Source organism: Salibaculum griseiflavum (genome assembly GCF_003129565.1).
Lineage (GTDB): Bacteria > Pseudomonadota > Alphaproteobacteria > Rhodobacterales > Rhodobacteraceae > Salibaculum > Salibaculum griseiflavum.
Genome location: NZ_QETF01000011.1, coordinates 1 through 26314, shown reverse-complemented (window position 1 = coordinate 26314; position 26314 = coordinate 1). Strand labels below are relative to the sequence as shown.

The 26314-nt window shown below is 64.6% G+C and carries 21 protein-coding genes; 8 read left to right on the top strand and 13 right to left on the bottom strand.

What is annotated here, in order from left to right:
* Nucleotides 1–15: 15 nt before the first annotated feature.
* The 7 genes from DFK10_RS10635 to pyrC all read right to left on the bottom strand — a co-directional run bounded on the left by DFK10_RS10635 (nucleotide 16) and on the right by pyrC (nucleotide 6586).
* Nucleotides 16–462, bottom strand: coding sequence for a paraquat-inducible protein A (locus DFK10_RS10635; RefSeq protein ID WP_109389013.1), 447 nt, complete (start codon nucleotides 460–462; stop codon nucleotides 16–18).
* Nucleotides 462–1208, bottom strand: a complete 747-nt coding sequence (locus DFK10_RS10630) for an ABC transporter ATP-binding protein (protein ID WP_109389012.1) — start codon at nucleotides 1206–1208, stop codon at nucleotides 462–464. Before DFK10_RS10630 ends, DFK10_RS10635 begins: the two co-directional genes overlap by 1 nt.
* On the bottom strand, nucleotides 1205–1981 hold the full coding sequence (locus DFK10_RS10625) for an MlaE family ABC transporter permease (protein ID WP_109389011.1): 777 nt from the start codon (nucleotides 1979–1981) through the stop codon (nucleotides 1205–1207). Before DFK10_RS10625 ends, DFK10_RS10630 begins: the two co-directional genes overlap by 4 nt.
* Nucleotides 1978–3015 carry an alanine racemase gene (gene alr, locus DFK10_RS10620; RefSeq protein WP_109389010.1) on the bottom strand — a complete coding sequence of 346 codons (1038 nt, stop codon included), beginning with the start codon at nucleotides 3013–3015 and terminating at the stop codon, nucleotides 1978–1980. Before alr ends, DFK10_RS10625 begins: the two co-directional genes overlap by 4 nt.
* Before the next feature lie 57 nt (nucleotides 3016–3072).
* A complete protein-coding gene (locus tag DFK10_RS10615; RefSeq protein ID WP_109389009.1) occupies nucleotides 3073–4560 on the bottom strand; it encodes a replicative DNA helicase in 1488 nt (495 codons plus the stop codon).
* A gap of 246 nt (nucleotides 4561–4806) precedes the next feature.
* On the bottom strand, nucleotides 4807–5481 hold the full coding sequence (locus DFK10_RS10610) for an orotate phosphoribosyltransferase (protein WP_109389008.1): 675 nt from the start codon (nucleotides 5479–5481) through the stop codon (nucleotides 4807–4809).
* 52 nt (nucleotides 5482–5533) lie between these two features.
* Nucleotides 5534–6586 (bottom strand): dihydroorotase, encoded by a 1053-nt coding sequence (gene pyrC / locus DFK10_RS10605; protein ID WP_109389073.1) that lies wholly within the window; start codon nucleotides 6584–6586, stop codon nucleotides 5534–5536.
* Nucleotides 6587–6711: 125 nt separating this feature from the next.
* On the opposite strand from pyrC, the gene DFK10_RS10600 reads away from it, so the two are divergent.
* Nucleotides 6712–6993 (top strand): hypothetical protein, encoded by a 282-nt coding sequence (locus tag DFK10_RS10600; RefSeq protein WP_109389007.1) that lies wholly within the window; start codon nucleotides 6712–6714, stop codon nucleotides 6991–6993.
* Here DFK10_RS10600 and DFK10_RS10595 read toward each other — a convergent pair.
* Both DFK10_RS10595 and DFK10_RS10590 read right to left on the bottom strand, forming a co-directional pair.
* Nucleotides 6990–7952, bottom strand: coding sequence for a hypothetical protein (locus tag DFK10_RS10595; RefSeq protein ID WP_109389006.1), 963 nt, complete (start codon nucleotides 7950–7952; stop codon nucleotides 6990–6992). The genes DFK10_RS10600 and DFK10_RS10595 overlap by 4 nt on opposite strands.
* 98 nt (nucleotides 7953–8050) lie before the next feature.
* Nucleotides 8051–9265 (bottom strand): acyl-CoA dehydrogenase, encoded by a 1215-nt coding sequence (locus DFK10_RS10590; RefSeq protein ID WP_235866823.1) that lies wholly within the window; start codon nucleotides 9263–9265, stop codon nucleotides 8051–8053.
* Between the two features lie 110 nt (nucleotides 9266–9375).
* Between DFK10_RS10590 and DFK10_RS10585 the strand changes: the two genes are divergently transcribed.
* From DFK10_RS10585 to DFK10_RS10575, 3 genes are all read left to right on the top strand, one after another.
* The gene (locus tag DFK10_RS10585) at nucleotides 9376–10275 is read left to right on the top strand and encodes an AAA family ATPase (protein ID WP_109389004.1); all 900 of its coding nucleotides are present in this window, start codon (nucleotides 9376–9378) and stop codon (nucleotides 10273–10275) included.
* Entirely contained in the window at nucleotides 10275–11522 is a 1248-nt protein-coding gene (locus DFK10_RS10580) for a vWA domain-containing protein (protein ID WP_109389003.1), read from the top strand. Before DFK10_RS10585 ends, DFK10_RS10580 begins: the two co-directional genes overlap by 1 nt.
* 65 nt (nucleotides 11523–11587) lie before the next feature.
* The gene (locus DFK10_RS10575; RefSeq protein ID WP_109389002.1) at nucleotides 11588–13408 is read left to right on the top strand and encodes an ABCB family ABC transporter ATP-binding protein/permease; all 1821 of its coding nucleotides are present in this window, start codon (nucleotides 11588–11590) and stop codon (nucleotides 13406–13408) included.
* 310 nt (nucleotides 13409–13718) lie between these two features.
* Here the strand turns inward: DFK10_RS10575 and DFK10_RS10570 are convergent, their stop codons facing one another.
* Entirely contained in the window at nucleotides 13719–17498 is a 3780-nt protein-coding gene (locus DFK10_RS10570) for an efflux RND transporter permease subunit (RefSeq protein WP_109389001.1), read from the bottom strand.
* Nucleotides 17495–18835: an efflux RND transporter periplasmic adaptor subunit gene (locus tag DFK10_RS10565; RefSeq protein ID WP_109389000.1), complete on the bottom strand. Its 1341-nt coding sequence runs from the start codon at nucleotides 18833–18835 to the stop codon at nucleotides 17495–17497. Before DFK10_RS10565 ends, DFK10_RS10570 begins: the two co-directional genes overlap by 4 nt.
* Nucleotides 18836–19087: 252 nt before the next feature.
* Between DFK10_RS10565 and DFK10_RS10560 the strand changes: the two genes are divergently transcribed.
* From DFK10_RS10560 to der, 3 genes are read left to right on the top strand one after another with little or no spacing between them, the layout of a single operon-like run.
* The gene (locus tag DFK10_RS10560) at nucleotides 19088–19759 is read left to right on the top strand and encodes a hypothetical protein (RefSeq protein ID WP_109388999.1); all 672 of its coding nucleotides are present in this window, start codon (nucleotides 19088–19090) and stop codon (nucleotides 19757–19759) included.
* 43 nt (nucleotides 19760–19802) lie between these two features.
* On the top strand, nucleotides 19803–21122 hold the full coding sequence (locus DFK10_RS10555) for a PQQ-like beta-propeller repeat protein (protein WP_109388998.1): 1320 nt from the start codon (nucleotides 19803–19805) through the stop codon (nucleotides 21120–21122).
* A 46-nt stretch (nucleotides 21123–21168) separates the two neighbouring features.
* Nucleotides 21169–22638 (top strand): ribosome biogenesis GTPase Der, encoded by a 1470-nt coding sequence (gene der, locus DFK10_RS10550; protein ID WP_109388997.1) that lies wholly within the window; start codon nucleotides 21169–21171, stop codon nucleotides 22636–22638.
* A gap of 95 nt (nucleotides 22639–22733) precedes the next feature.
* Here der and DFK10_RS10545 read toward each other — a convergent pair whose 3' ends face one another.
* Nucleotides 22734–23447 (bottom strand): hypothetical protein, encoded by a 714-nt coding sequence (locus DFK10_RS10545; protein WP_109388996.1) that lies wholly within the window; start codon nucleotides 23445–23447, stop codon nucleotides 22734–22736.
* Between the two features lie 111 nt (nucleotides 23448–23558).
* Between DFK10_RS10545 and DFK10_RS10540 the strand changes: the two genes are divergently transcribed.
* Entirely contained in the window at nucleotides 23559–24644 is a 1086-nt protein-coding gene (locus DFK10_RS10540) for a DUF2235 domain-containing protein (RefSeq protein ID WP_109388995.1), read from the top strand.
* Here the strand turns inward: DFK10_RS10540 and serS are convergent.
* On the bottom strand, nucleotides 24633–25925 hold the full coding sequence (gene serS, locus DFK10_RS10535; protein WP_109388994.1) for a serine--tRNA ligase: 1293 nt from the start codon (nucleotides 25923–25925) through the stop codon (nucleotides 24633–24635). The two genes, DFK10_RS10540 and serS, sit on opposite strands and share 12 nt — an antisense overlap.
* Nucleotides 25926–26314 lie beyond the last annotated feature (389 nt).

Below are 26314 nucleotides of genomic sequence, written 5' to 3'. Positions count from 1 at the left end.
GTCTATGGGCCGTGCTCAGCCCTTGCGCATATGGCGTTCCGTGAGAATCGACAAGATGATCGAGGACAGCACGCAGAGGGTGAAGAGATAGAGCCCCCAGGCGCCTTCCACATGGGCGCGGCTGACCCCTTTGACGACGACCACGTAAAGCGCGATCAGGAAGATATCGGCCATGGCCAGCTTGCCCATATAGCCAATCGCGGGCAGGGCGCGGCTATCCAGCAGCCGGAACTGGACCAGGGCCAGTCCGATGGTTTTGAGATAGGGGGCAAAAAGGGCCAGCGCGGTGACGATCACCGCCAGGAACACGTCGCTGTCCCAGAGGGCCTGCAGGCCGCTTACGATGGAAATCTCGTTCAATCCGAACAACGGCAAAAAGGCCGCCCGCAGCAAGGGGGCGAACCAGGCCACGGGGAACAGGACCAGCAGGCTTAGGTTCAGGATCCGGAGGCTGGTCATCATCACCGGATCGCCTCGATCGGCCCCTCGGCGCTGCCGGTGATGAACTGGTGCAGGTAGGGGTCGCCGCTGTCATCCATCTTTGAAACCGGACCCGACCAGCGCACCTTGCCCGCATGCAGCATGGCCACGTCATCGGCGATGGCCCGGACCGAGGCCATGTCATGGGTGATGGTGATGGCTGTGGCGCCCATCTCGGTGACGATCTCGCGGATCAGGTCGTTGATGACGCCGGCCATGATCGGGTCCAGCCCCGTCGTGGGTTCGTCGAAGAAGATGATCTCGGGGTTGGCGGCGATGGCGCGGGCCAGCCCGACACGTTTCTGCATGCCCCCTGACAATTCGGCGGGCAACCTGTCGGCCACGTCCGAAGACAGGCCTACCCGGCGCAGTTTCTCGATGGCGATCTCGCGGGCCTCGGATTTGGGCCGTTTCAGGCTGCCGCGCAGCAGGCGAAAGGCCACGTTCTGCCAGACCGGCAGGCTGTCGAACAGCGCCCCGCCCTGGAAAAGCATCCCGAACCGGGCCAGGAAGGCATCGCGGTCGGCCTCGGTCACATCCTGACCGTCGACTTCGATCACCCCGCTGTCGGGTGTGATCAGGCCGAGGATGCACTTGATCAGGACCGACTTGCCGGTGCCCGACCCGCCGATGACCACCATGCTTTCGCCCTTGGGCACATGCAGGTCGACGCCGCGCAGCACCGCGTTGTTGCCAAAGGATTTATGCAGGTCGGTCAGCCGGATCATGCGGAAAAGAACGCCTCTGTCAGAATGAAATTCGCCGCCAGGATAAGGATGGCGGCGGCCACGACCGAGGACTTGGTGGCCCGGCCCACGCCCATCGCGCCCCGGTCCGATTGCATCCCGTAATAACAGCCCATCAGCGCCGCGATGAAGCCGAAGACCGCACCCTTGACCAGCGACGAGATGATGTCGAGCCGGGTCAGGAAATCGGCGGTGTTCTTGAGATAGGCGGCGGCGTTGAAGCCAAGGCGTTCGGTGCCCACGAGGTAGCCGCCGAAAATCCCGATGATGTCACCGATCCCGACAAGGACGGGCATGACCAGCGTGGCGGCCAGCACGCGCGGCAGGGTCAGGTATTTCATCGGATGGGTGGACAGCGTCACCAGCGCGTCGATCTGTTCGGTCACTTTCATGGTGGCGATCTCGGCGGCGATGCTGGATGTCACCCGCGCCGCGATCATCAGCCCCACCAGCACCGGGCCCAGTTCGCGCACCATGCCGATGGCCACGATCTGCGGCACCACGGCCTGCGCGTCGAAACGCGACCCGCCCGCATAGATCTGCAAGGCCAGCGCGCCCCCGGTGAAGAGCGCCGTCAGCCCCACGACGGGCAGCGAGAAATAGCCGATCTGGATCAGGGCATGGCCGAACTCGCGCGGGTAGAAGGGGGGTCGGAACAGGTGCGACAGGGTCTCGCCCACGAAAAGCGCCAGCCGCCCGATCGCCGCCAGAAGGCCCAGGGTCGTCGCCCCTATCGCGGCCAGAAGGCGGCTCATCCGCCCGAATACCGCCGTTGGTAACGGGCACCGAGCGAGGTCAGCACCTCGTAGCCGATCGTCCCGGCGCGGTCTGCGATATGATCGACCGTCTGGTTGGCAGACAACAGCGACAGTGACCCCGGCACCTCGTCGAGGTCGGTGACATCCACGGTGATCAGGTCCATGGACACCCGCCCGACGATGGGAACCGGATGCGCGCCGTGCCAAAGCTGCAGATTGTTCGACAGGATACGATGGACGCCATCGGCATAGCCCGCCGCCACAGTGACCAGCTTGGTCGGACGCTCGGCCGTCCAGGTGTTGCCATACCCCACGGTTTCGCCCGGCGCCACGTCGCGCAGCTGGATCACCGGCAGATCGAGATGGGCCACGGGCTGCGCATCGGCGAAGGGCAGGCCGCCATAGAGGCCGACCCCCGGCCGCGTGAGGTCGAAATGATACTCGGGCCCCAGCAGGATGCCCCCGGTCTGCGCAAGCGAGCGGGGCACGTCGATCCCGTCGGTCATCAGGTGGAACTGGTCCAGTTGCTGGCGGTTCATCGGGTGATCGGGTTCGTCGGCGCAGGCCAGGTGACTCATCACCAGTTGACAGTTCTGCCCCAGCGCGATCTCGGCCACGCTGGCCCAATCGTCGATCTCCATGCCAAGGCGGTTCATGCCCGTATCCAGCTGGATGCCGAAGGGATGGCCGGGCAGGCTTTCCAGATGGCGTGTCAGCTGGCCCACCGTGTTGATCATGGGTGTCAGGCCCATATCGCCGATCATGTCCGTATCGCCGCGCATATGGCCGGAAAAGACGCAGATCGCCGGGTTCGGCCCCAGGGCCTGGCGCAGTTTCACGCCCTCTTCGGCGACGGCCACGAAGAAGGTTTTTGCCCCCGCCCGCGCCAGCGCACGCGCCACCTTGTCCACGCCAAGCCCATAAGCATCGGCTTTGACCACGGCGGCGGTCTCAACACTCGTCATTGCATCCAGCGCCTGCCAGTTATGGGCCAGCGCTGTCAGATCGATATTCAGAAAACCAGTCGACATGGGCGGGGTTTTGACAGGTGGCAGGCAAGGGGGCAAGCGCGGTTTTGCGCGTCGGCCTCAGCCGAAATCGCCGCCGCCCTGCTGCCATGGTTTGACGAGGTTGCCGAACCGGGTGAACTGGCTTTCGAAGGACAGCTCGACCGTGCCGATGGGGCCGTGCCGTTGCTTGCCGATGATGACCTCGGCCTTGCCATGCAGGCGCGCCATGCGTTCCTGCCACGCGGCCATCTCGTCCAGCCGGTCATCCGAGGGCTTTTCGCGCTCGACATAGTATTCCTCGCGGAAAACGAACATGACCACGTCGGCATCCTGCTCGATCGAGCCGGATTCGCGCAGGTCCGACAGCTGCGGGCGCTTGTCGTCGCGGCTTTCGACCTGGCGCGACAGCTGCGACAGGGCCATGACCGGGATGTTGAGTTCCTTGGCGATCGCCTTGAGGCCCATGGAAATCTCGGCAATCTCCTGCACCCGGTTGTCCGATGTGCCACGCAGCAATTGCAGGTAGTCGACGATCAGCAGGTCCAGCCCGTGTGTCCGTTTCAGGCGGCGGGCACGGGCCGCGACCTGGGAAATCGGCAGGGCGGGCGTGTCGTCGATGAAGAGCGGGCAGGCCTCCAGCTCCTTGGCGGCATCCACGAAGCGGCGGAACTCGGCTTCGTCCATGTCGCCCTGGCGGATCTTGTGGGACGAGATTTCCGAGGCTTCGGCCAGGATGCGGCCGGCCAGCTGCTCGGCGCTCATTTCCAGGCTGAAGAACCCCACGACGCCGCCATCCACGGCACCCTCGGAGCCATCCGGCAGCTTCCCGCGCTTGTAGGCCTTGGCCACGTTGAAGGCGATATTGGTCGCCAGCGAGGTCTTGCCCATGGACGGGCGCCCGGCCAGGATCAACAGGTCCGAGGAATGCAGCCCACCGAGCTTCTGGTCCATGTCGGTCAGGCCGGTGGCGACGCCGGCAAGGCCGCCTTCGCGCTGATAGGCGGCGTTGGCGACATTAACAGCATCTGTTACAGCCTTGAGAAAGCTTTGAAAACCGCTCTCGGACTGGCCCTGCTCGGCGAGTTGGTAAAGCTTCTGTTCCGCCTCGACGATCTGCTCTTTCGGTTCGCTGTCCACATCGACCCGCGCGGCCTTGGCCGAGATTTCCTGCCCGACCTGAATCAGTTCTCGCCGCACGGCCAGGTCATAGATCATCTGGGCATAGTCGCGGGCCGCAAAGGCCGAGATCGCCGCCCCGGCCAGCCGCGCCAGATAGGCAGGCCCACCCAATTCCTTGAGCCCTTCGTCGTCTTCGAGAAACGCCTTCAGCGTCACCGGCGAGGCCAGGGCGTTCTTCTGGATGCGCGCGGAGGCGGTTTCGAAGATCCGGGCATGGACCGGGTCGTAGAAGTGATCGGGCTTCACGATGGACGCGATGCGGTCGAAGACATCATTGTTGGTCAGGATCGCGCCCAGCAATTGCTGTTCGGCCTCGATCGAATGGGGCATCTGGTCGGCGCCCTCGGTCTCGCTGCCGCTGGCGTTGAATGTGGTGATCTCGTTCATCTGCTCCGCGCCCCGAATCCTGCCCTGTCCTGTAAGCGCCCGGTTTACCCGCGGTGCGGCCCGCGCGCCATCTGCAAAACCCTGTGGACAGGCTGTGGACAAGGCCGCCTTGCACGACTTTGCCGGCGCCAGCCTAGCATATCTGGTGGGTGCCTGTCCAAGTCCCACGATATATGCGCTGCCCGGTGCGGCGAAGCCCCGGAACCCGGTCAATCAGCCCACAGGTTGTCCCCAAGAAATCTCGGCTTATCCTCGGGCCTCGGCCCATCCGGCCGGATCACGCAGGTAGGATTCGACCTCATCGAGGGTCTCGGCGTCGAAGGCTTCCATCGCGCGAGCCTCGGCCAGAACGTCCCACCAGGTGCACAGATGGATCAGGTTCACGTCATGCTCGGCCAGCGTTTCCTCGACCCCGGCATGGATGCCGTAATAGAACACCACGGCAGTGTGCCGGCAAGTTGCGCCGGTCTCGCGGATCGCATCCACGAAAGACAGTTTCGAGCCGCCATCGGTGGTCAGGTCCTCGACCAGGAGCACCCGCTGGCCTTCGCTCATGGCGCCTTCGATGCGTGCATTGCGGCCGTAGCCCTTGGGCTTCTTGCGCACATAGGTCATCGGCAGGGCCAGCCGCTCGGCCACGAAGGCGGCAAAGGGAATGCCCGCGGTTTCACCGCCGGCAATGTTGTCGAAAGCTTCGAACCCGGCTTCGCGCATCACCGTCACGGCCAGGAAATCCATCAGAACGGACCGAAGCCGCGGGTAGGAGATCAGCTTGCGGCAGTCGATATAGGTCGGTGCCTGCTTGCCGCTGGCATGGGTGAAGGGCTCGCGCGCATTGAAATGGATCGCCTCGATCTCGATCAGCATCCGCGCGGTCAGGCGCGCGATCTCGGACTTGTCAGGGAAAGAGGCGGGGATCATGGGCGCGGTGCTCCTGTCTTCATCTTGGCAAATAAACTCATGGCCCGGCGGTTCAGGCCTCGATCCGCCAATGCAGCGGGAAACCGGGGTCGAAGACCGTCACGGGCCCGTCGCCGGTATCGACCTGCGCCGGATAGGCAACCGGTTCGCCCTTGGTCAGCGTGATGGTCTCTTCGTTGACCGGCAACCCGTAGAAGCGCGGACCATTGAGTGACGTGAAGGCCTCCAGCTGGCCAAGTTTCTTCGCCGCATCAAAGACTTCTGCAAGGCAGCTCATGGTGTTGGGCGCGGTGAAGCAGCCGGCGCAGCCGCAGGGTTGCAACTTGTTGGCATCGGTGTGCGGGGCGCTGTCCGTGCCAAGGAAGAACCGCTTGTCGCCGCTGGTCGCGGCCTGGACGAGGGCGATGCGATGACGTTCGCGCTTGGCCACGGGCAGGCAGTAGAAATGCGGCTTGATCCCGCCAACGAGGATATCGTTGCGGTTGATGATCAGGTGATGGGTGGTGATGGTGGCGGCCAGGTTCTTGTGGGTGTCGCGCACGTAATCCACCGCGTCCTGGGTGGTGACATGTTCCATGATCACGCGCAGGTCCGGGGTCTTCTTGCGGATCGGCTTGAGGACCTTGTCGATGAACACCGCTTCACGGTCGAAGATATCGACCTCCGGGTCGGTCACTTCGCCATGAACGCACAGCGGACAGCCGATCTCGGCCATCTTTTCCAGCACAGGGCGCACCTTGTCGAAATCGCGCACGCCGCTGGCGGAATTGGTCGTCGCCCCCGCCGGGTAAAGTTTTACCGCCGTCACCAGCCCGTCGGCATGGGCGCGGGCCACGTCCTCGGGGTCGGTGTCCTCGGTCAGGTAGAGGGTCATCAGCGGGGTAAAGGTGCTGCCCTCGGGCAGGGCGGCCATGATCCGGTCGCGATAGGCCGCGGCCTGCGCACCGGTCACCACCGGGGGCACGAGGTTCGGCATGATGATCGCACGGCCGAAATGGGCGGCGGAATGGGGCAGGACACCCTGCAGCATCGCGCCATCGCGCAGATGCAGGTGCCAGTCATCGGGGCGGCGGATCGTCAACCGTGTGGGCGCAGGTTTGGTCATGGGGGTGGCCATACACCGTCGCGCGCGCGCTTTCCAGCCTGCATTCCCCGGATGACAGCGCATGCGTTTTCACCTTGAACGGCCGGCCGTCTTGCCCAAATCTACGACAGTCCAAGGAGAACGGCATGTTCGGTTTCATCATCGCTTTCGTCGCGGGGTTCCTGACCCCGCATATCGAGGCCCCGCTGGCGCGGCCGCTGGCCCGGGCCCTCGCCCCGCACATCCCTTTCGAAGAGGGCGAAACGCGCCTGCTGGCCTTCATCCTGGCGCTGGTCGGGGCGGGCGTGTTGTGTGCGCTGTTCGATACGGGGTCGCCCTTGGGCGTCGCCATTGCGGCCGCACTGGGCTATTTCGCGCTGCGCCTCTTGGCGGCGGCGCAGGCTGCCCTGGAAAAACGCGGGCGCTAGGCGTCCTCGGACTGGGACATGGTCGTGGCGTCCGCGCCGCGCGCTTCGATCTGGGCGAGTTTCTTGGCGAAGAGCGGGCGGTTCGTATCGCGCAGCACGAAGCGGCACAGTTTTGCCAGCAATCGGTCGCGGCCATCTTCTTCAAGCATATGAAACAGGGTCCGCAGATAGGGCAGGTGCCCCTGGCGCGCGCGCCAGTAGCCGGCAAAGCTCGCGGCATCGAGCGTGCCGTCCATGGCCTCGTCGATCATGTCGTCGAGCACCCGCATCAGCGACAGGTCGCGTTCCGGCGTCAGGCCCAGATGCGGCGTGCGCAGCAGGGTGGTGTTCGGCGCCTCGAACAGAGTCGCGTGCATCGCGTCCTCGGGCACCATCGGGTCATGGACGATCCAGGCCTGGCTGGCGGTTTCCAGCATCATCGGGGCATAGCCGAAACGGCTGGTGAAATCCTTGCGGCGCTGGGCCATGAAGCGGCGATCCCAAGGCGCGCGGGCCGGGTCGAGCGTGGCCTGCGGGCGCAGGGCCAGCACCCGTGCCTCGGGCGCACTGACAGAATAGGCCGCGGCGGCATAGCCCGCACCGCCCGCGCCGTAGAAAAGAACGTCCTCGAACTCGTCGAAATACCCGTCGTCGATCAAACGGTCGAAAAACGCATAAATGGCGGGATCGCGGAACCAGTTTTCGGGATCCTTGGAAAGGATCGTGAGGCAAGACCACCCACGATCCCGCGCCAGTAACCAGCCGCGCGGCGCGGCTTCGGGGTTGAACTTGCGGGCCGAGGGGATGTTTTCGAAGCTTACGAACAGGCGTGGCCCAGCATCGATCTGCATGGCCAGGTGGTGATTGCCCAGAAGCTCGCAATAGCCGATTTCGCCGCAGATCTCTTCCACCCGGGCAAGCCAGGCGTTCGCGTCGAGCCCTTCGAGTTGCAGGTCGTATAGCAGTTCCTGATCGGCCATGGATCCTCGCCTGTTCACCGTTCCCGGCTTTCATGATCTGGATATACGGCCAGAATTTGCAAGACCGGGGCCATTTTCTGGAATACGCCGTTTTCCGCCTAGAAAAAGGCCTGCAAACCGGTCTGAGCGCGACCCAGGATCAGCGCATGCACGTCATGGGTGCCTTCGTAGGTATTCACGGTCTCCAGATTGATCATGTGGCGGATCACGTCGAATTCGCCGGAAATACCGTTGCCGCCGTGCATGTCGCGGGCATGGCGGGCAATCTCCAGCGCCTTGCCGCAATTGTTGCGCTTCATCAGGCTGATGCCTTCCGGCGCGGCCTGACCCTGTTCCATCAGCCGGCCCAGTTGCAACGCGCCTTGCAAGCCAAGCGTGATTTCGGTCTGCATGTCGGCCAGCTTTTTCTGGAACAGCTGGGTCTGGGCCAACGGGCGTTGGAATTGCTTGCGATCCAGCCCGTATTGGCGCGCCGCGTGCCAGCAGGCCTCGGCCGCCCCCATCACACCCCATGCGATGCCATAACGGGCGCGGTTCAGGCAGCCGAATGGCCCCTTGAGGCCCTGCACACCGGGCAACAGGGCCTCGTCTCCCACCTCGACCCCGTCCATGACGATTTCCCCTGTAACCGAGGCGCGCAGGCTGAGCTTGCCGTCGATCTTGGGTGCCGACAGGCCGGGCGTTCCTGCCTCCAGCACGAATCCCCGGATCTTGCCGTCATGTGCATCGGACTTGGCCCAGACGACGAAAACGTCGGCGATGGGCGAATTGGAAATCCACATCTTCGACCCGGTCAGGCGATAGCCGGTTGCTGTCTTTTCCGCTCGGGTCTTCATCCCAGCCGGGTCGCTGCCAGCATCCGGTTCGGTCAGGCCGAAACAGCCGATCAATTCGCCCGAGGCGAGGCCCGGCAGGTATTTCTGTTTCTGCTCTTCGCTGCCATAGGCATGGATCGGATACATCACGAGGCTCGACTGCACCGACATCATCGACCGATAGCCCGAATCGACCCGCTCGATCTCTCGCGCGACAAGGCCATAGGTCACGTAGCCCGCGCCCAGCCCGCCATATTCCTCGGGGATGGTAACCCCCAGAAGCCCGGCTGCGCCCATCTCGCGGAACACGGACGGGTCAGCGGCTTCCATCGCGTAGGCGTCACGCACCCGCGGCTGCAACTGGTCCTGCGCAAAGGCGTGGGCTGCGTCGCGCAGCATACGCTCGTCCTCGGTCAGCTGGGTTTCCATCCGAAGCGGGTCGGCCCAGTCAAACTGTCCGAGTTCGGGGCCATGTCCGGGGGCGTGCGGGTCGCTCATCTGCATCTCCTCTTGCTCTGGCAGAGGCCTAGCGCGTTGGACGGGGCGGGGCAATGCGTCGCTTGACCCCGGCGTGCCCCCCTTGCAGCATGGTTGCCGGAGGATATGACATGCAAAGCATTGATCAGGTGCAATCGGCGCTGGCCGAGCAGAATTACGTCTGCGGCAGGGCCCTGGCGACGGTGGTTTTCCTGTCGTTGAAACTGGGCCGGCCCCTGTTTCTGGAGGGCGAGGCGGGCACCGGCAAGACCGAGATCGCCAAGGCCATGTCCGCCGCCCTGGGCCGCGACCTGATCCGTCTGCAATGCTACGAGGGGCTGGATGCGGCCAGCGCCGTCTACGAATGGAACTTTCCCGCCCAGATGGTCGCGATCCGCGCCGCCGAGGCCGAGGGCAATGCCGACAAGGACGTCTTGCAACGCTCGCTTTTCTCGGGGGATTTCCTCGTCGAGCGGCCGCTGCTGCGAGCCATGCGCCCGCACGAGGCCGGCCCGCCCGTCCTGCTGATCGACGAGATCGACCGCACCGACGAACCCTTCGAGGCCTTCCTGCTGGAGGCGCTGTCGGATTTCCAGGTGACGATCCCCGAACTGGGCACGATCAAGGCCGCAGAGCCGCCCATCGTCATCCTGACCTCGAACCGCACGCGCGAGGTGCATGACGCGCTCAAGCGGCGCTGTCTCTATCACTGGGTCGAATACCCAAGTTTCGAGCGCGAGATCGAGATCCTTCAGGCCCGCGCGCCCGAGGCGACCGAGACCCTCAGCCGAGAGATCGTGGCCTTCGTCCAGCGCCTGCGCCGTGAGGACCTGTTCAAGCGCCCCGGCGTGGCGGAAACCATCGACTGGGCCAAATGCCTGCTTGCGCTGGATGCCATCGACCTCAGCCCGCAGGTCATCGCCGACACGCTGGGGGCGATCCTCAAATACCAGGACGACATTGCCCGCATCGAAGGGTCCGAAGCCAAGCGCATCCTCGACGAGGCCCGCGCCGAGCTGTCACCGGCCTGATGGTGGATTATCCCCCGCTTGACCTGCCCGAGGATGGCAAGCTGGCGCGCAACATCACCCATTTCGCCCGCGCGCTGCGCAAGGCGGGGCTGCCGGTGGGGCCGGGGCGGGTGATTGAGGCGATCCGCGCGGTCGAGGCGGCGGGTTTCACCGAGCGGCAGGATTTCTACTGGACGCTTCAGGCCTGTTTCTGTTCCCGGCCCGAGCATCTGCGCGTCTTCGGGCAGGTCTTTCGCCTCTATTGGCGCGATCCGCGATTCCTCGAACACATGATGTCCATGATGCTGCCCGCCATTCGCGGCATGCAGGAGGAAGAGCTGGCCAAACCGGCCGAGAAACGCGCGGCCGAGGCTCTGCTGGACGGGATCGAACCGGACCGGCCGGACCGGGAAGAGGACGGCGAGGAGACAGTGATCGAGGTCGATGCCTCGGCCACCATTTCCGCCGAAGAACGGTTGCGGACGCTCGATTTCGAACAGATGAGCACCGAGGAGATGGCCCGGGCCAAGCGCATATTGGCGCGGATGACCCTGCCGGTGCGCCCGGTGAAATCCCGACGGACCGAGGCGGTGGCCGGGCCTTTGGCCGATTGGCGGCGCACCATGCGCCGCGCCATGCGCAATGGCGGCGAGATCCGCGCCTTCGAGACCCGCCGCCGCCGTATTCGTTACCCGAACCTCGTGGTGCTCTGCGATATCTCCGGCTCCATGTCGCAATATTCGCGGGCGGTGCTGCATTTCGTCCACGCGATCAGCAATGCCAAGGGGCAGGGATGGGCCAAGGTGCATGCGTTCACCTTCGGCACCCGGCTGACCAATATCACCCGCCACATGAAGGCGCGGGATGTGGACCAGGCGCTGGCCGATGCCGGGGCCGAGGCCCAGGACTGGGAGGGCGGGACCCGGATCGCCGCCTGCCTGCATGACTTCAACCGCGACTGGTCGCGCCGGGTGCTCGGGCAGGGGGCGGTGGTTTTGTTGATCACCGACGGGCTGGACCGTGACGATGCGCGCGCGCTGGGCCGCGAGGTCGAACGGCTGGCCCTGTCCTGCCGTCAGCTGATCTGGCTCAACCCTCTGCTGCGCTGGGATGAGTTCGCCCCCAAGGCCCGTGGTATCCGAGAGATGCTGCCGCATGTGGATGCCTTCCGCGCGGGCCACAACATTGCCGCACTGGAAGGGCTGGCCGAGGCCCTGTCGGACCCGATGGATGGCGGGGAAAAACAGCGGCTTTTGCAGATGATCTAGGGGCGGCACTGGTCTTTGCCGGTCAAGGCGCCTAATTAACAAGCCTTGCCCTAGAAGGACTGCCCATGCGCCGCCTCCAGACGACAGATGCCAACCTGAACAACCAGCCCATCGAGGGCTGGAACGTCATTCGCCGTGTCGCGCCGTACCTGTGGCCCGAAGACAAGCCCTGGGTGAAGCGGCGTGTGGTTCTGGCGATGGTGGCGCTGTTCGCGTCCAAGCTGGTCGCCGTGGTCGGGCCGATGCTTTACAAGCTGGTCGTCGATGCCCTGTCGGGCGAGGCGGGCGACGCGATGCTGCTGGCGCTGGGCGCGGTGGGGCTGACCGTGGCCTATGGCATGGCGCGGCTGATGACCAACGGTTTTCAGCAATTGCGCGACGTGATCTTCGCCAAGGTGGGCCAGGGCGCCCTGCGGCAACTTGCTCTGGAGACCTTCACCCATATTCACCGCTTGTCCATGCGCTATCACATCACCCGCAAGACAGGTGGCCTAAGCCGCATCATCGAACGCGGGGTCAAGGGCGTCGACTTCCTGCTGCGCTTTCTGTTGTTCAGCATCGGGCCGCTGATCCTCGAACTGCTGATGATCGCGGTGATCTTGCTGTGGCATTTCGGGTTCAGCTACCTGGGGGTCGTGGCGGTGACCATCGCCATCTACATCTGGTTCACCTTCAAGGTGACCGAATGGCGCGTACGCATCCGCAAGGAAATGAACGAGCAGGACACGGATGCCAACCAGAAGGCCATCGACAGCCTGCTGAACTTCGAGACCGTCAAGTATTTCGGCGCCGAGGCGCGCGAGGCCGGTCGCTATGACGGCGCCATGGCGCTTTATGAGAAGGCGGCGCTGAAAACGGCCTATACGCTGGGCTTCCTGAATTTCGGGCAGGCCTTCGTGATCACCACCGGGCTGGTTCTCGTGATGGTGATGGCCGCGCTGGGCGTGCAGGATGGCACGCTGACCACCGGCGATTTCGTCATGATCAACGCCTACATGATCCAGATCACCATGCCGCTGAACTTCCTCGGATCGGTCTACCGCGAGATCCGGCAGGCCATGGTCGATATGGGCGAGATGTTCGATTTGCTCGAACAACCGCCCGATGTTGCCGACAAGAAGGGCGCGAAGGTTCTGAATGTGAAATCCGGTGAAGTGGTCTTCGATACGGTGTCCTTTGGCTATGATGCCGAACGCGCCATTCTGAAGGGGGTTTCGCTGACCGTATCCGGGGGCGAGACCGTCGCGATCGTCGGCTCTTCGGGCTCGGGGAAATCGACCATCGGGCGGTTGCTGTTCCGCTTTTACGATGTTTCGGGCGGGGCGATCCGGATCGACGATCAGGATATTCGCGACGTGACCCAGGACAGCCTGCACGATGCGATTGGCGTGGTGCCGCAGGATACCGTCCTGTTCAACGACACGATTCGCTACAACATCGCCTATGGCCGCGACGGGGCCAGTGAGGACGAGATCATCGCCGTGGCCAAGGCGGCCAAGATCCACGATTTCATCATGGGTCTGCCCGAGGGCTATGACACCCAGGTGGGCGAGCGCGGCCTGAAACTGTCAGGCGGTGAGAAACAGCGCGTGGGCATCGCCCGCACCCTTTTGAAGAACCCGCCGATCCTGCTGCTGGACGAGGCGACCAGCGCGCTGGACACCGATACCGAACGCGATATCCAGTCCGAGCTGAAGGCGATGGGCAAGGGCCGCACGGTGCTCACCATCGCGCACCGCCTGTCCACCATCGCCGATGCCGACCGGATCGTCGTGCTGGAAAAGGGCGAGATCGTCGAACAGGGCACTCATGAGGCCCTTCTGGCGCGGGCCGGACGCTATGCCCAGCTCTGGGCGCGCCAGCAGGCCGAGGAACAGGCCGCCTGATCGAAAGGGTGGCTTGGCGGGACGAAGCGGTCATTCTGTAGCCCGGGCCGAAAAGCACCTAAGGTGCCGGCCTGTCGCCAGACCGCTTGCGGGGCTGGCGCTCAGGTTGAGCTTGGTTCATCGCTCATGCGGTGCGCGGACATGGCAGAGATAATGCGCGCAGAAAAGGCGTCGGTCGCCATCCCGCAGTCTGTCGACAGGCCACCCGACAAACGTTGGACATGGGCTCATGAACGCCACCCGAATGCCGCGTCGCCGCCCCCAGCGGGCTGTGTCTGGTGAGTCCTGACCCGCGATCCGGCCCCAAAGGCTACTCGGCGGCGCGCAGGGGCGGCGAAGCGGGGGCGATAACCTGGTCTTCTTCCGGTTCGGTGAAGCCGTCGAAGGCCTCCCACTGGATTTCAGGCACGCGTGTGCGGCGCGCCTCGCGTTCCAGCGCCCAGTCCCGGGCGATGCGGCTGCCACGCCCCGATCCCAGCTTGGCCAGGCCCTGCGCCGCCCATCGGGCATAAGTCGTCACCCAGACCCGAAGCGCCAGCATCGAGGGGGTGAAGACCAGCGTCAGCATCGTGGCGATGCCCAGCCCGAAGACCACGGCTGTCGCCAGCTGCTTCCACCACAGCGCGGTGGGGCTGTCGATCGAATAGCCGCCGCCGAAGAAATCGAGGCTGATCCCGAACATCATCGGCGACAGACCCGCCATCGTGGTTGTCGTGGTCAGCAGGACAGGGCGAATCCGGTCCTCGGCGGTGCGGGTGATCGCCTCGGTCCGCGGCATGTATCTCTCGTATTCCTGATAGGTGTCGATCAACACGATATTGTTGTTCACGACGATCCCGGCCAGAGCCACGATCCCGGTGCCTGTCATGATGATTGAAAACGGCTGGTCCATGACCAGCATACCGATCAGGACGCCCGTTGTGGACAGCACCACCGCCAGCAAAACCAGCGTGGCATTGTAGAAGCTGTTGAACTGCGCCAGCAGGATGATGAACATCAGGCCGAGCGCCCCGGCAAAGGCGGTTTGCAGGAAGGCCTGGCTTTCAGCCTGATCCTCCTGGTCCCCGGTCCATTCCCAGCTTACGCCGGCGGGAAGCGGGCGTTCCCCTTCGAGCCAGTCGGTCAGGACCGCGATCCGTTCATTGCCATTGAGGACGACCGGGCGGGCCTCACCGGCCGAGAGGGCCTGCTGCACGTCGGCGATGGCACCGGCGCTGTCCAGCTTCACCAGTTCATATAGCGTGCCGTCCGTGGTCTCGACTGTTCGTGCGGCCGAGACGTTGGCCGGCTCGGGAACTTCACGGAACGTGCCCAGTGTTGTCGTTGTCTCATCGGCGCCATCGGTGACGAATTTGACGAGCCCCTCTTCAACGCCCGCCTTCACATCGAAGTAGCGTTGCTGGTCGACCCGGTCGATCTGGGCCAGTTCGGGAACCGGCTTGCGCGTGACGAAATTCGACAGGGGAATGAGCCCGGAATCGGTGCGCACCTTGAGGCTGTCCAGTGTAGAGAGGACCCGGTCTTCGCGCGGCAGACGCACACGGATTTCGATCTCTTCGTCGCTGCCCTGAGGCGTGTAGGTGTCCAGCAGGATACCGCGCGTGACAAGTTGCACCATGCCCCCGACCGAGGCCACATTGGCGCCGTAGCGGCCCGCTTTCTCAACGTCGACCTCGATTTCCCAATCGATGCCGGGCAGGGGGCGGCTGTCCTCGATCTGGATCAGACCTGTGGTGCTGTCGAAGCGGTCGCGGGCGATGGCTGTCGCCTCGCGAAGGGATGCCCAGTCATTTCCGGTCAGTCGCAGGTGCACGGGCTTGGCCGTTGCCGGGCCGCGCGAAAGGTTCAGGATTTCGGTCTGTATGCCGGGGATCGTGTCGAGGGCGGTCTGGATGTTCTCCATCACGACATCGCCGTCCAGCGCGTCCAGTGACACGTCGTTGTAGCGGGCATAACCAGCGCGCTCTTCCCACGGGATCAGCTCCAGCTGTAGCTGGCCGATCGTATCGCGTGGGCCCTGGCCGCCGCCGGTATTCTGGTTCAAACCGCCCTCGCCGGCGAAGGCAAACACCGTATCGACTCCCGGTTGCGCCAGGACCACCTGTTCGGCCTGACGCACCAGGGCGTCCTTTTCCTCGATCGACAGGTTGCCGCGGGCCTGAACGTAGACGATGGCCTGTTCCGGCTCGGTTTCGGCGAAGAATTCCACCCCGTTGTTGTTGGCCCCGAAATAAGTGAAGACGGACATCACCAGAAAGCCGATGCCGATGATCGAGACAACCGGCATGATCGGGTTGCCAGCGATGAAGTTGATGACGTGACCAAAGGGGCTGCGGCGATAACCGGCCCGAATGCGCTTGGGCTTACGGGCGACCTTGGCCGCACCGACCGTGACGGCGACGGCGATGCACCCGGCCAGGAACATCGCGATCCCCGGCAGCGAGGCAAGCAGACCGTCGGTCTGGACGGCCTCGCCCGAGAAATAGCCGGGATTGAGCGTCAGCATCGCCCCCGCATAGGCAAACAGGATCGCCGGTATCACCAACGCCACCCGAGCCAGCCAGGGCAGGCGGGCCGAAAGGGCATCGGACCAGTGCCCGAAGACGCGGCTCATGCGACCGGTGACGCCACCCATGACTGGCAGGTAGATAAGCGCAACGATCAGAGAGGCGGTCAGCACGAAAATGATCGTGACCGGCAACAGCCCCATGAATTCGCCCGCAACGCCCGGCCAGAACAGCATCGGCAGGAAGGCACAGAGCGTGGTCGCCGTGGAGCTGACGATGGGCCAGAACATGCGCCGGGCGGCCTCGACATAGGCATGCATGGGGCCTGTGCCTTCGGAAATGCGCTTATCGGCATATTCGACCACCACGATGGCGCCGTCGACAAGGATCCCCACGGCTAGGATCAGGCCGAACATCACGATGTTGGAAATCGTCACGTCCAGCACCGCGAACAGCGCGAAACACAGAAGGAACGAGGTCGGGATTGCAAAGCCAACCAGCAGGGCCGGTCGTATCCCGAGCGCGGCCAGCACCACAATCATCACCAGTGCGATGGCCGTCAGCACCGAGCCTTCCAGCTGGCTGACCATCGAGGCGACGACCCTGCTTTGGTCATTTGAAAACCCGACCTGAACGGCCTGACGCAGGTCCTCCGGCCACTCGGCCACGGACGCGTCGACGGTGTCGCGCACCTCGGCGGCGGTGTCGATAAGGTTGAAGCCCTTGCGCTTGACCACCTGCAACGCCACCGTCGTGGTGCCGTTGAATCGCGCGGTGCTTACCCTGTCTTCGAAGGTCAGCTTGATCTCGGCGAGGTCGCCGAGGGTGACGACCCGATCGCCATTTGTGCGGACGGGCAGGTCATACACATCGCGGGCATCGTCGAAAGAGGACGGAATCTTGACCGAAAAATCGCCAGTTTCGCTGGTCACTTCGCCGGCCGCCACAAGCAGGTTGTTCTGGGTGACGACATTGATCAGGTCATTGGCCGTGACGTTGTAGCTTTCCAGTTTGAGCGGATCGATCACGACTTCGAGCATTTCCTCGCGCTGACCGGTCAGCTGGACCTCAAGCACCGCATCGATGCCTTCGACCTCGTCCTGAAGCCTTTCGGCCACTTCGATCAGCGTTCGTTCGGGCACCTCGCCCGTCAGGTTCACGATAATGATCGGGAATTCAGAGAAATTGATCTCATTGATGGAATACTGATCGGCCCCGGACGGGAAGCTGCCCTCGGCGCTGTTCATGGCATCGCGGACATCGGCCATGGTGCGCGATTTGTCCCAGCCGAATTCGAATTCCAGAGCCACGCCGGCATAGCCTTCGGCGGCAGTGGACGACATGGTGTTGAGCCCGTCGATATCCTGAAGTTCGGCTTCCATAGGCTTGACCAGAAGGGTTTCCGCATCCTCGGCCGAAATGCCGGGGAAGGGCACCGAGACGAAGAGGGCCGGGATCTCGATATCCGGCTCACCTTCCTTGGGCAGGCCCACATAGGATGCGCCCCCCGCAACCAGCGAGAGGACGATGAAAGCAATGATCATACGAGCGTGGTTTGCGGCCCAGTCTACGATGCCGGTCATCCCTTGGCCTCCCGGTAGGTGGGCTCGACGGGCACGCCGTCGCGCACGTATTCTTGGCCGACCACGATCACATCCACGCTCTCGGGCAGCCCGGTCACCCAGATGCCGTCAACGGTGTCGCGTAACACGCTGACGGGCATGAACCGGGCTGTGTTGTCCTGATCCACGGCCCGAATCCCGATGTCACCGTCATCGTTCAGCGTCAGGGAAGATCCGGCCAGCAGGTGTGCGGACCGACCCGCCGATGCGATCAGGATCTCGGCGGTCTGGCCGTCGCGGATCGCCAGATCGGGATTGGCGACTTCGATCTCGACGCGGAAAGTGCGGGTGTTCTCGTCGGCCGAGCGGGACAGGAACGTCACCTCGCCGCGCACCTGCTCGCCGCTGGTCAACCGGGCGCCGGCCATGGCCCCGACTTCGACCTTCGAAACATCGGCTTCCGGCACGAAGCCGACCAGCTTGATCGGGTCCAGCTGTATCACGATCGCGCAGGGCGCGCCGGGCTGCATCAGGCTGCCCAGTTCGGCCGTGTCGCTTTCCAGCAGGCCGGAAAACGGCGCGGTGATGGTCAGCCTGTCGAGCTCGCGTTCGGCCGCGGCCACGGCCGCCTGCGCGGACTGGATCCCGGCGCGGGCCCCTTCGACACCGGCCTGGGCGCTCTCGACCCCCGCTTCGGCGCTGCGGATGCGGGCCTGCGCCCCCTCCACGGCGGCCTCGGCAGAGGTCACGCCGGCCTGAGCCGAGGCGAGGGTCGCTTCTGCATTGGCCAGGCGGGTTTCGGAGGCGAAGCCGTCCTCTGACAGCCGCGCCGCGGCATTCTGGTTGATCTCGGCCTCTCGCAGCCGGGCGCGGGCTTCGACCAACCGCGAATTGGCCTCGGCCAGACGGGCGGCGGCCTCGGCACGGGCAGCCTCTGCCTCGGGGATTCGCGCGCGGGCCTCGGGCAAACGCGCCCTGGCTTCGCGCAAGCGGCCGCGCGCCTCCTCAAGACTGGTTTCCCGTGTGCCCGGATCAAGCTCGCACATCACGTCGCCGGCTTCGACGAAGGCCCCCTTGCGGATCGGATCGGAAATCACCTGACCGGATGTTTCGGCGGCGACCGTGACCTGGCGGGCGGCCTCGGTTCTGCCGCGCAGCACGACCGCACTGTCGACCGACTGCGCGGTCGAGGTCTCGACCACTACGCTGACCGGGGCGGGGCCGGTTTCATCGGCAGCCTCCTCAGCGTTCTCGGGCGGGTTGACCTGGGCAATGGCCAGCACGGTTTCGCGCTCGAAGATCAGGAAATAGAGCGTCAGAGACACCAGGATGGCGGTGAGGATCGGCATCAAACGCATGATCGGTCTTTCCTTCGTGTCCGAACCCTTTGCAGATGGGCATCCAGGACGTGAATTCCAAATTACTTGTTCTACGCGGTCATGTGCTAAACCGACCAGTTCAGTTTAGAAAAAACCAACCCTTGCCGCAAGCATTCTTCTGCAGATGCGAAAAGACCCGGGCGCGGGGCGGTCTTGTCACTTGGCGGGGCTTCGCGATATGAGGGTCCAAATCGCGGCGGCGCAACGTCCGCGGCGGCAAGAGGGGCGTGCATGAGCAACACCGACAGTTTCATCGACGAAGTGACCGAAGAGGTCCGCCGCGACCAGTTGTTCCAGTATCTTCGGCGCTATGGCTGGATCGCCGTGCTTGTCGTGCTTCTGCTGGTCGGCGGCACGGCGTGGAACGAATGGCGCAAGGCCCAGAGCCGGGCAGAGGCTCAGGCGCGGGGCGACGCGATGCTGGCCGCGATCCAGCAGGACGCCCCGGAAGCCCGCGCCGAGGCCTTGCTCGAAATCGAGACCGAGGGTGCGGCTCTGGCGGTGAACAACCTGCTGGCCGCGGCCGACCTGCAGGAGGCCGGCGATCTACAGGGTGCGCTGGACGCGCTTGGGGCCGTGTCGGCGGATTCCGATGTGCCGCCGGTCTACCGCGACCTCGCCGCATTGAAAGCCGCGATGATCGACGGCGGCGCCCAGGATATCGACAGCCGCCGTGCGGCGCTGTCCGGGCTGGCACAGCCCGGGGCGCCGTTCCGCATGGTGGCACTGGAGCAACTGGCGCTTTTGGACGTGGAGCAGGGCAACAGCCAGGCCGCGATCGACCAGTTCGGCGCCATCGCCGTCGATGCCGAGGCAACGCGGGGCTTGCGTGATCGCGCGCTGCAGATGATTGTGGCTCTTGGGGGCGAGATCGGCGATCTGGCGCTGCCCGGCGGGCAATGACCGTGCGAGGAACCGACCGCGAAACCGGGACAGGGGGAAGAGCGTGACTGGTAAATCACTTCTGGCGGGGCTGCTGGCCCTTGGTGTCCTGTCTGCCTGTGGCGGCCAGGACGTTATCCTGTCCGGCGAACGTCTGGATATTCGTGCCGACCTCGACGGCGACCCGCAGCCGGTGGTGGCCACGCCGAACGAAGCACGCCCGATTTCCCTGCCTGACATGGCCCGGAACAGCGACTGGACCCATCGTAATGGGGGGCCGGAACACGCGATAACCCATCCCGCGCTGCCCGCCGCGCTGGCCCCGGCCTTTGCCGTCAATATCGGCGATGGCGACAGCCGTCGGCACCGGATCACCGCCGATCCGGTCGTGGCGGCCGGTCGTGTCTTCACGCTTGATGCCCGCAGCCAGGTCGTGGCGACGAGCACCGCCGGTGAAACGCTCTGGTCCCGCAGCCTGGCCCCGGCTTCGGACAACCTGCGGGATGCGTCCGGTGGCGGTCTGGCCAGCGACGGGGCCACCGTGCTGGTAAACACGGGGTTCGGGGAACTGGTGGCGCTGGACGCGGCGAGCGGCACCGAGCTTTGGGTGCAGGATCTGGATGCACCCGGCACCTCGGCGCCCACGATCCGCAACGGGCTGGCCTATGTGGTCGCCCGAGACAGCCGCGCCTGGGCCGTGGATATGGAAACCGGCCGTGTCCGGTGGACGCTTTCGGGCACACCGCCCACCGCGAATTTCGCGGGTGGCGCCGGGGCGGCGGTGACGCCCGACATCGCCGTCTTTCCTTTCCCGACCGGCGAGGTCATGGCCGCGTTCCCGCAGGGAGGGCTGCGACGCTGGGCCTCGAATGTAACGGGGCAACGGCCCGGACAGGCGGCTTCGACCATTTCGGACCTTGCAGGTGATCCGGTGATCGACGGCGACCGGGTCTATGTCGGCAATCTTTCGGGGCGGCTTGCCGCCCTCAGACTGGCCGATGGCGATCGTATCTGGACCGTGACCGAAGGCGCCGTGGGGCCGGTCTGGCCGGTGGGCGGGTCGGTCTTCATGGTCAACGACCTGGGCGAGGTGCTGCGCCTCGATGCCACCGATGGCAGCACGATCTGGCGCGTGGAACTGCCCGGATTCGTGGAGCGCCGCGAACGTCGTCAGAGCACCCGGTACGAGCATTACGGACCCGTTCTGGCTGGCGGCCGCCTGATCGTCGCGTCTTCTGATGGGCTGATCCGGCAATTCGACCCTGTCGATGGCAGCCTGATCGGAACGCTGGAGATCCGCGGCGGGGCGACCTCGAACCCCGTGGTCGCGGACGGCACCCTTTACGTCCTGTCCAAGCGGGGGCAATTGCTGGCTTTTCGTTGACGGCCAAAGGGTGTATCGGGCGGCTCTGATCCGATAGGACATTGTCATGAGCTTCACTCTCGCCATCGTGGGCCGCCCGAATGTGGGCAAATCCACCCTGTTCAACCGCCTGGTGGGCAAGCGGCTGGCGCTGGTCGATGACCAGCCCGGCGTGACCCGCGACCTGCGCGAGGGTGAGGCGCGGCTCGGGGATCTGCGTTTTACGGTGATCGATACGGCGGGGTTGGAAGACGCCACCGATGACAGCCTTCAGGGCCGGATGCGGCGGCTGACCGAACGCGCGGTGGAAATGGCCGATATCTGCCTGTTCCTGATCGACGCGCGCCAGGGCGTGACCCCGACCGACGAGGTCTTTGCCGATATCCTGCGCCGCAAGAATGCCCACGTCATCCTGGGGGCCAACAAGGGTGAGGGGCGCGCCGCCGATGCCGGGGTCCTTGAGGCCTATGCGCTGGGGCTGGGCGAGCCTCTGCGCCTGTCGGCAGAGCATGGCGAGGGCATGGGTGAGCTTCTCGCGATCCTTCAGCCGCTGGCCGATGAATTCGCCGAACGCGCGGCACGCGATGCGCCGGACACGGATGTCGCGATCGACGAGGAGGCTGATGCCGAAGACGCCGACACCCTGCGGATGCCGACGCCCGAAAAGCCCTTGCAGGTCGCCGTTGTAGGGCGCCCGAACGCGGGCAAGTCCACGTTGATCAACAAGATCCTGGGCGAGGACCGCTTGTTGACCGGCCCCGAGGCAGGGATCACGCGCGACTCGATTTCCGTGCGGATGGAATGGGGCGGCACGCCGGTGCGCCTGTTCGACACCGCGGGCATGCGCAAACGTGCCAAGGTGCAGGACAAGGTCGAGAAGCTGTCGGTTTCCGACGGGCTGCGGGCCGTCAAGTTCGCCGAGGTCGTGATCGTGCTGCTGGACGCCCAGATTCCCTTCGAGCAGCAGGACCTGCGCATTGCCGACCTGGCCGAGCGCGAGGGGCGCGCGGTGGTCGTCGCTGTCAACAAGTGGGATATCGAGGAGGACAAGCAGGCCAAGTTGAAGGGCCTCAAGGAGGCGTTCGATCGGCTTCTGCCACAGCTGCGGGGCGCGCCGCTGATTACCGTTTCGGCCAAGACGGGCCGTGGTCTGGACAGGCTGCACGATGCCGTTCTGCGGGCCTACGAAGTCTGGAACCGCCGGGTCAGCACGGCACAGCTGAACCGCTGGCTGACCGGCATGATGGAGGCGCACCCGCCCCCCGCACCGGGCGGGCGGCGCATCAAGCTGCGTTACATGACACAAGTGAAGACCCGGCCGCCGGGCTTTGTCGTGATGTGTTCCAACCCCGAGAAACTGTCGGAAAGCTATACGCGTTACCTGGTCAACGGCCTGCGCGAAGATTTCGACATGCCGGGCACGCCGATCCGCCTGACCATGCGGTCGCAGGCGGACAAGAACCCCTACAAGAACCGCAAGAAGTCGACCCCGTCGCGGCTGCGCAAGCATCTGGGCAAAGGCCCCGCCGACAACTAGGCGTCACCCGATCTAGCGCAACCGCCCGCCTTCTGCGGTGAAGACGCCGAGCCAACCGGGTGCAGGCTGCGCCTTGGCGGGCTTCTTCGGTCTTATCAACCCGGAGAGGCCCGCGCCTGTAGCGCGCTGACACCGGCGACCAGAGCAATGGCAATGGCGGCGGTCAGGCTGACGGCCAGTGCCTGGCTGCCATTGGCCACGATGATCCCGGTCAGGGCCCAGGCCAGCGTCAGCGAATATTCCAGCCGCCAGCGCAGGCCGAACAGGACCGCGATTGCGCTGAGCGTGGCCCCGGCAATGCCCAGGTAGGCCCAGCCCATCGGGCCGGTCATCAGGCCATAACCCGCCGCCGTGCTCCCCAGTGACACGAAAGAGGCCGCCGTAAGCCAGCCAGCATAGATGGCCACGGGGGCATGGGCCAGCCAACGGTCATGGGCTGGGCTGCGCCGGGCGGCGGCGATGGCCGCGATTGCCATGGCGAAGATGGTGATCGTGGCCCAGATGGCGCTTTGGTTGGCGATCCACAGCCAGGGCGTCCCGATGGCAAGGCTGACCAGAAGCGGCGCGCGCATCCGGTTCCAACCGGGATCGTCCGCCCGTTTCCACAAGCCGAAAAGCGCCGAAACTGTCAGCCAGGAATAGATCAGCCCCCAGATGGCAAAGGCATAGCCGGCCGGCTGCACCGGCGGGTCGATTTGGGGGTTGGGCAGTTGATCGGCCCGAAAACCTGAGAATGGATCGGTGACCAGAGGCGACAGCACGAAGGTCAGGGTCAGAAGAAGGGTCAGGGCAGCGCTTGCGTGTTTCATATCATTTCTACGGGTCTGTCGGGCAGGGTGGATCAGGTCAGGTTAGGCCTACTTGACGCAAAACGTGCCACGCTGATGATGGTTCCGTAACGTCAACCTCTGGAGGTCGTCATGACCCGGATAGTCGTATTGTGCGACGGAACCTGGAATTCGCCAAAGTTGGCCGAGCCGACCCACGTGGTCAAGCTCCGCGATGCCCTGGTCAACCAGGCCGCCCGTGATCAGCTGGTGGCCTATTTCCCCGGCGTTGGAACGGAACGCGAGTTCGATGGGCCCGTTCAGCGGTTCTTGAACAAATGGGGCGGCGGGGCGTTCGGCTGGGGCCTGGATGGCAAGGTCAAGCGCGCCTACCAGTTCATCGCCGAGGCGCACAAGTTCACCGAAAACCCCGAGATTTACCTCTTTGGCTTTTCCCGTGGGGCCTACACGGCGCGGTCGGTCGCAGGGATGATCCGCAAATGCGGCATCGTCGAGGATACCAGCCCCGAAAGCATCAATGCCGCCTTCAAGCTTTATCGCAAGCGCGGCGAGCGAAACCATCCGGATGCCGACCATATCCGGGAAGAACGTGTGCGCATGTCGCCGCGTTATGCGACCTCGAAAAAGGAGGTCGAGGCGCGGGGCCGGGACGTGCCGATCGTGGATATCGCCTATATGGGGGTCTGGGATACGGTGGGCGCCAGGGGCATCCCGGTGGCGGTGCTGGGGCCCGTGGCGGCCTTGTGGAACCTGCGCTACCGGTTCCACGACATGGTCTTGTCCAGCCTTGTCAGAAGCGCGCGCCATGCGGTCGCGCTGGACGAGACCCGCAAATTCTATCGTCCCGCGCTATGGAACAACCTCGACGGGGCGGAGGGCCTGAACGAGGGGCGGACCGGGCCACTCAGACCTTACCAGCAGCTCTGGTTCGTGGGCCATCACGGCACCGTCGGCGGGTCGGGCAGCGAACAACCGCTGGCCGCGCTGGCCCAGGATTGGGTGTTTCGCGGGGCGGGGCGGCTTGCCTTGCTTGAGGAAGACGCCCTGCCAACCTGCGACCCCGACCCGCTCTTCCCGTATGAGCGGCCCGATGGTCGTTTCTTTCGGGCATGGCGCGATGGGCCGGACAGCCGGGACCAGCTTCATGCGAGCGTAGAGCAAAGGCTGGCGGGCGACCCGGCCTATCGGCCGGGCAGCCTTGAAAACCTAGACCAGTGAGCCGTCGGCAGCGATGCCCGTCTTGCCGCGCAGATAGGGGTGCAGGGCGGTGGGCAGGGTGACCGAGCCATCGGCCTGTTGGCCGTTTTCCAGCACCGCGATCAACGCGCGGCCCACGGCCAGACCCGACCCGTTCAGTGTATGGACGAATTGCGGCTTGCCGCCGCCCTCGGGCTTGAAGCGGGCATTCATGCGCCGCGCCTGGTAGTCGCCACATGTGGATACGGAACTGATCTCGCGATAGGTGTTCTGCCCTGGCAACCAGACCTCGATGTCATGGGTGCGGCGCGCGCCGGCGCCCATGTCCCCGGTGCAGAGCACGACCGTCCGATAGGGCAGCTCCAGCGCTTGCAGGATCGCCTCGGCGCAGTCGGTCATGCGCTGGTGCTCGGCCTCGCTCTCGTCGGGATGCGTGACCGAGACCATCTCGACCTTCTCGAACTGGTGCTGGCGCAGCATGCCCGAGGTATCGCGGCCCGCGCTGCCCGCCTCGGAGCGGAAACACTGGGTGTGCGCGACATAGCGGCGGGGCAGGGTGGCGGCCTCGACCGTGTCGCCGTTGACGATATTGGTCAGCGTCACCTCGGCGGTCGGGATCAGCCACCAGCCATTGGTGGTCTTGTAGCTGTCCTCGCCGAACTTGGGCAATTGCCCGGTGCCATACATCATCTCGTCTCGCACAAGGACGGGCGTGATGGTTTCCGCAAGGCCATGATTTTCAACATGGAAATCCAGCATGAATTGCGCAAGCGCCCGGTGCAGGCGGGCCATCGCCCCCGACAGGAGCACGAAACGGCTGCCTGACAGCTTGGCGGCGGTCTCGAAATCCATGCCGGGTTTGGCGGCGGGAATTTCGAAATGCTCGACCGGGGCGAAGTCGAATTCACGCGGCGTGCCCCAGCGGCGGATCTCGACATTGTCGTCTTCGTCCTCGCCCTCGGGCACGTCGTCATGAGGAAGGTTGGGCAGCCCCATGAGCAGGTCGTGCAGGCGGGCATCCTCGGCCTTGGCCTCGTCCTGAAGGCGGGCGATATCGGCTTTCTTCTCAGAGACTTCCGCGCGCAGGCGATTGAATTCGTCCTCATTGCCGGCAGCCTTGGCCGCGCCGATCGCCTTGGCCGCGGCATTGGCCTCGGCCTGGGCGGTTTCGGCTTCCAGGATCTTGGCCCGGCGCGCCTCGTCGATGGCGAGGATTTCGGAAGAGACCGGCGCAACCCCACGACGAGACAGGGCCGCATCGAAAGCGGCGGGGTTCTCTCGGATCGCGCGAATATCGTGCATCGGTCTGGTCCTTGCAAAGGTTTCTTGATGCCGGCGCTTATGCACGGATTTGCCGGCACGGGAAAGAGGCTAGCCGACATGGAAGGTCGAAGGATGCGAAGGGGGAGGTTCACCCTGTTGGAGCGCTGGTGTCACAGTTGCTCGGTCATCCAAAATGTTGCCGCAACACAGCGGTCGGCCATGACTGCCCAGCTGGCCCTATCGCTTGATGGGGAAAGGTGCGATCATGCAGCAGTTTTTGTGTTTTCATCTGGTAGTCTTTCTAGGGTCAGGACCCATTGATTTCCGCATTTCGGCGTGATTCACGGTTCGAAAAACGAGCGGTGACCATGTCTGATCTTTTCTGGCTGACGGAGGCGCAGATGGCGCGTCTTGAGCCCTTCTTCCCC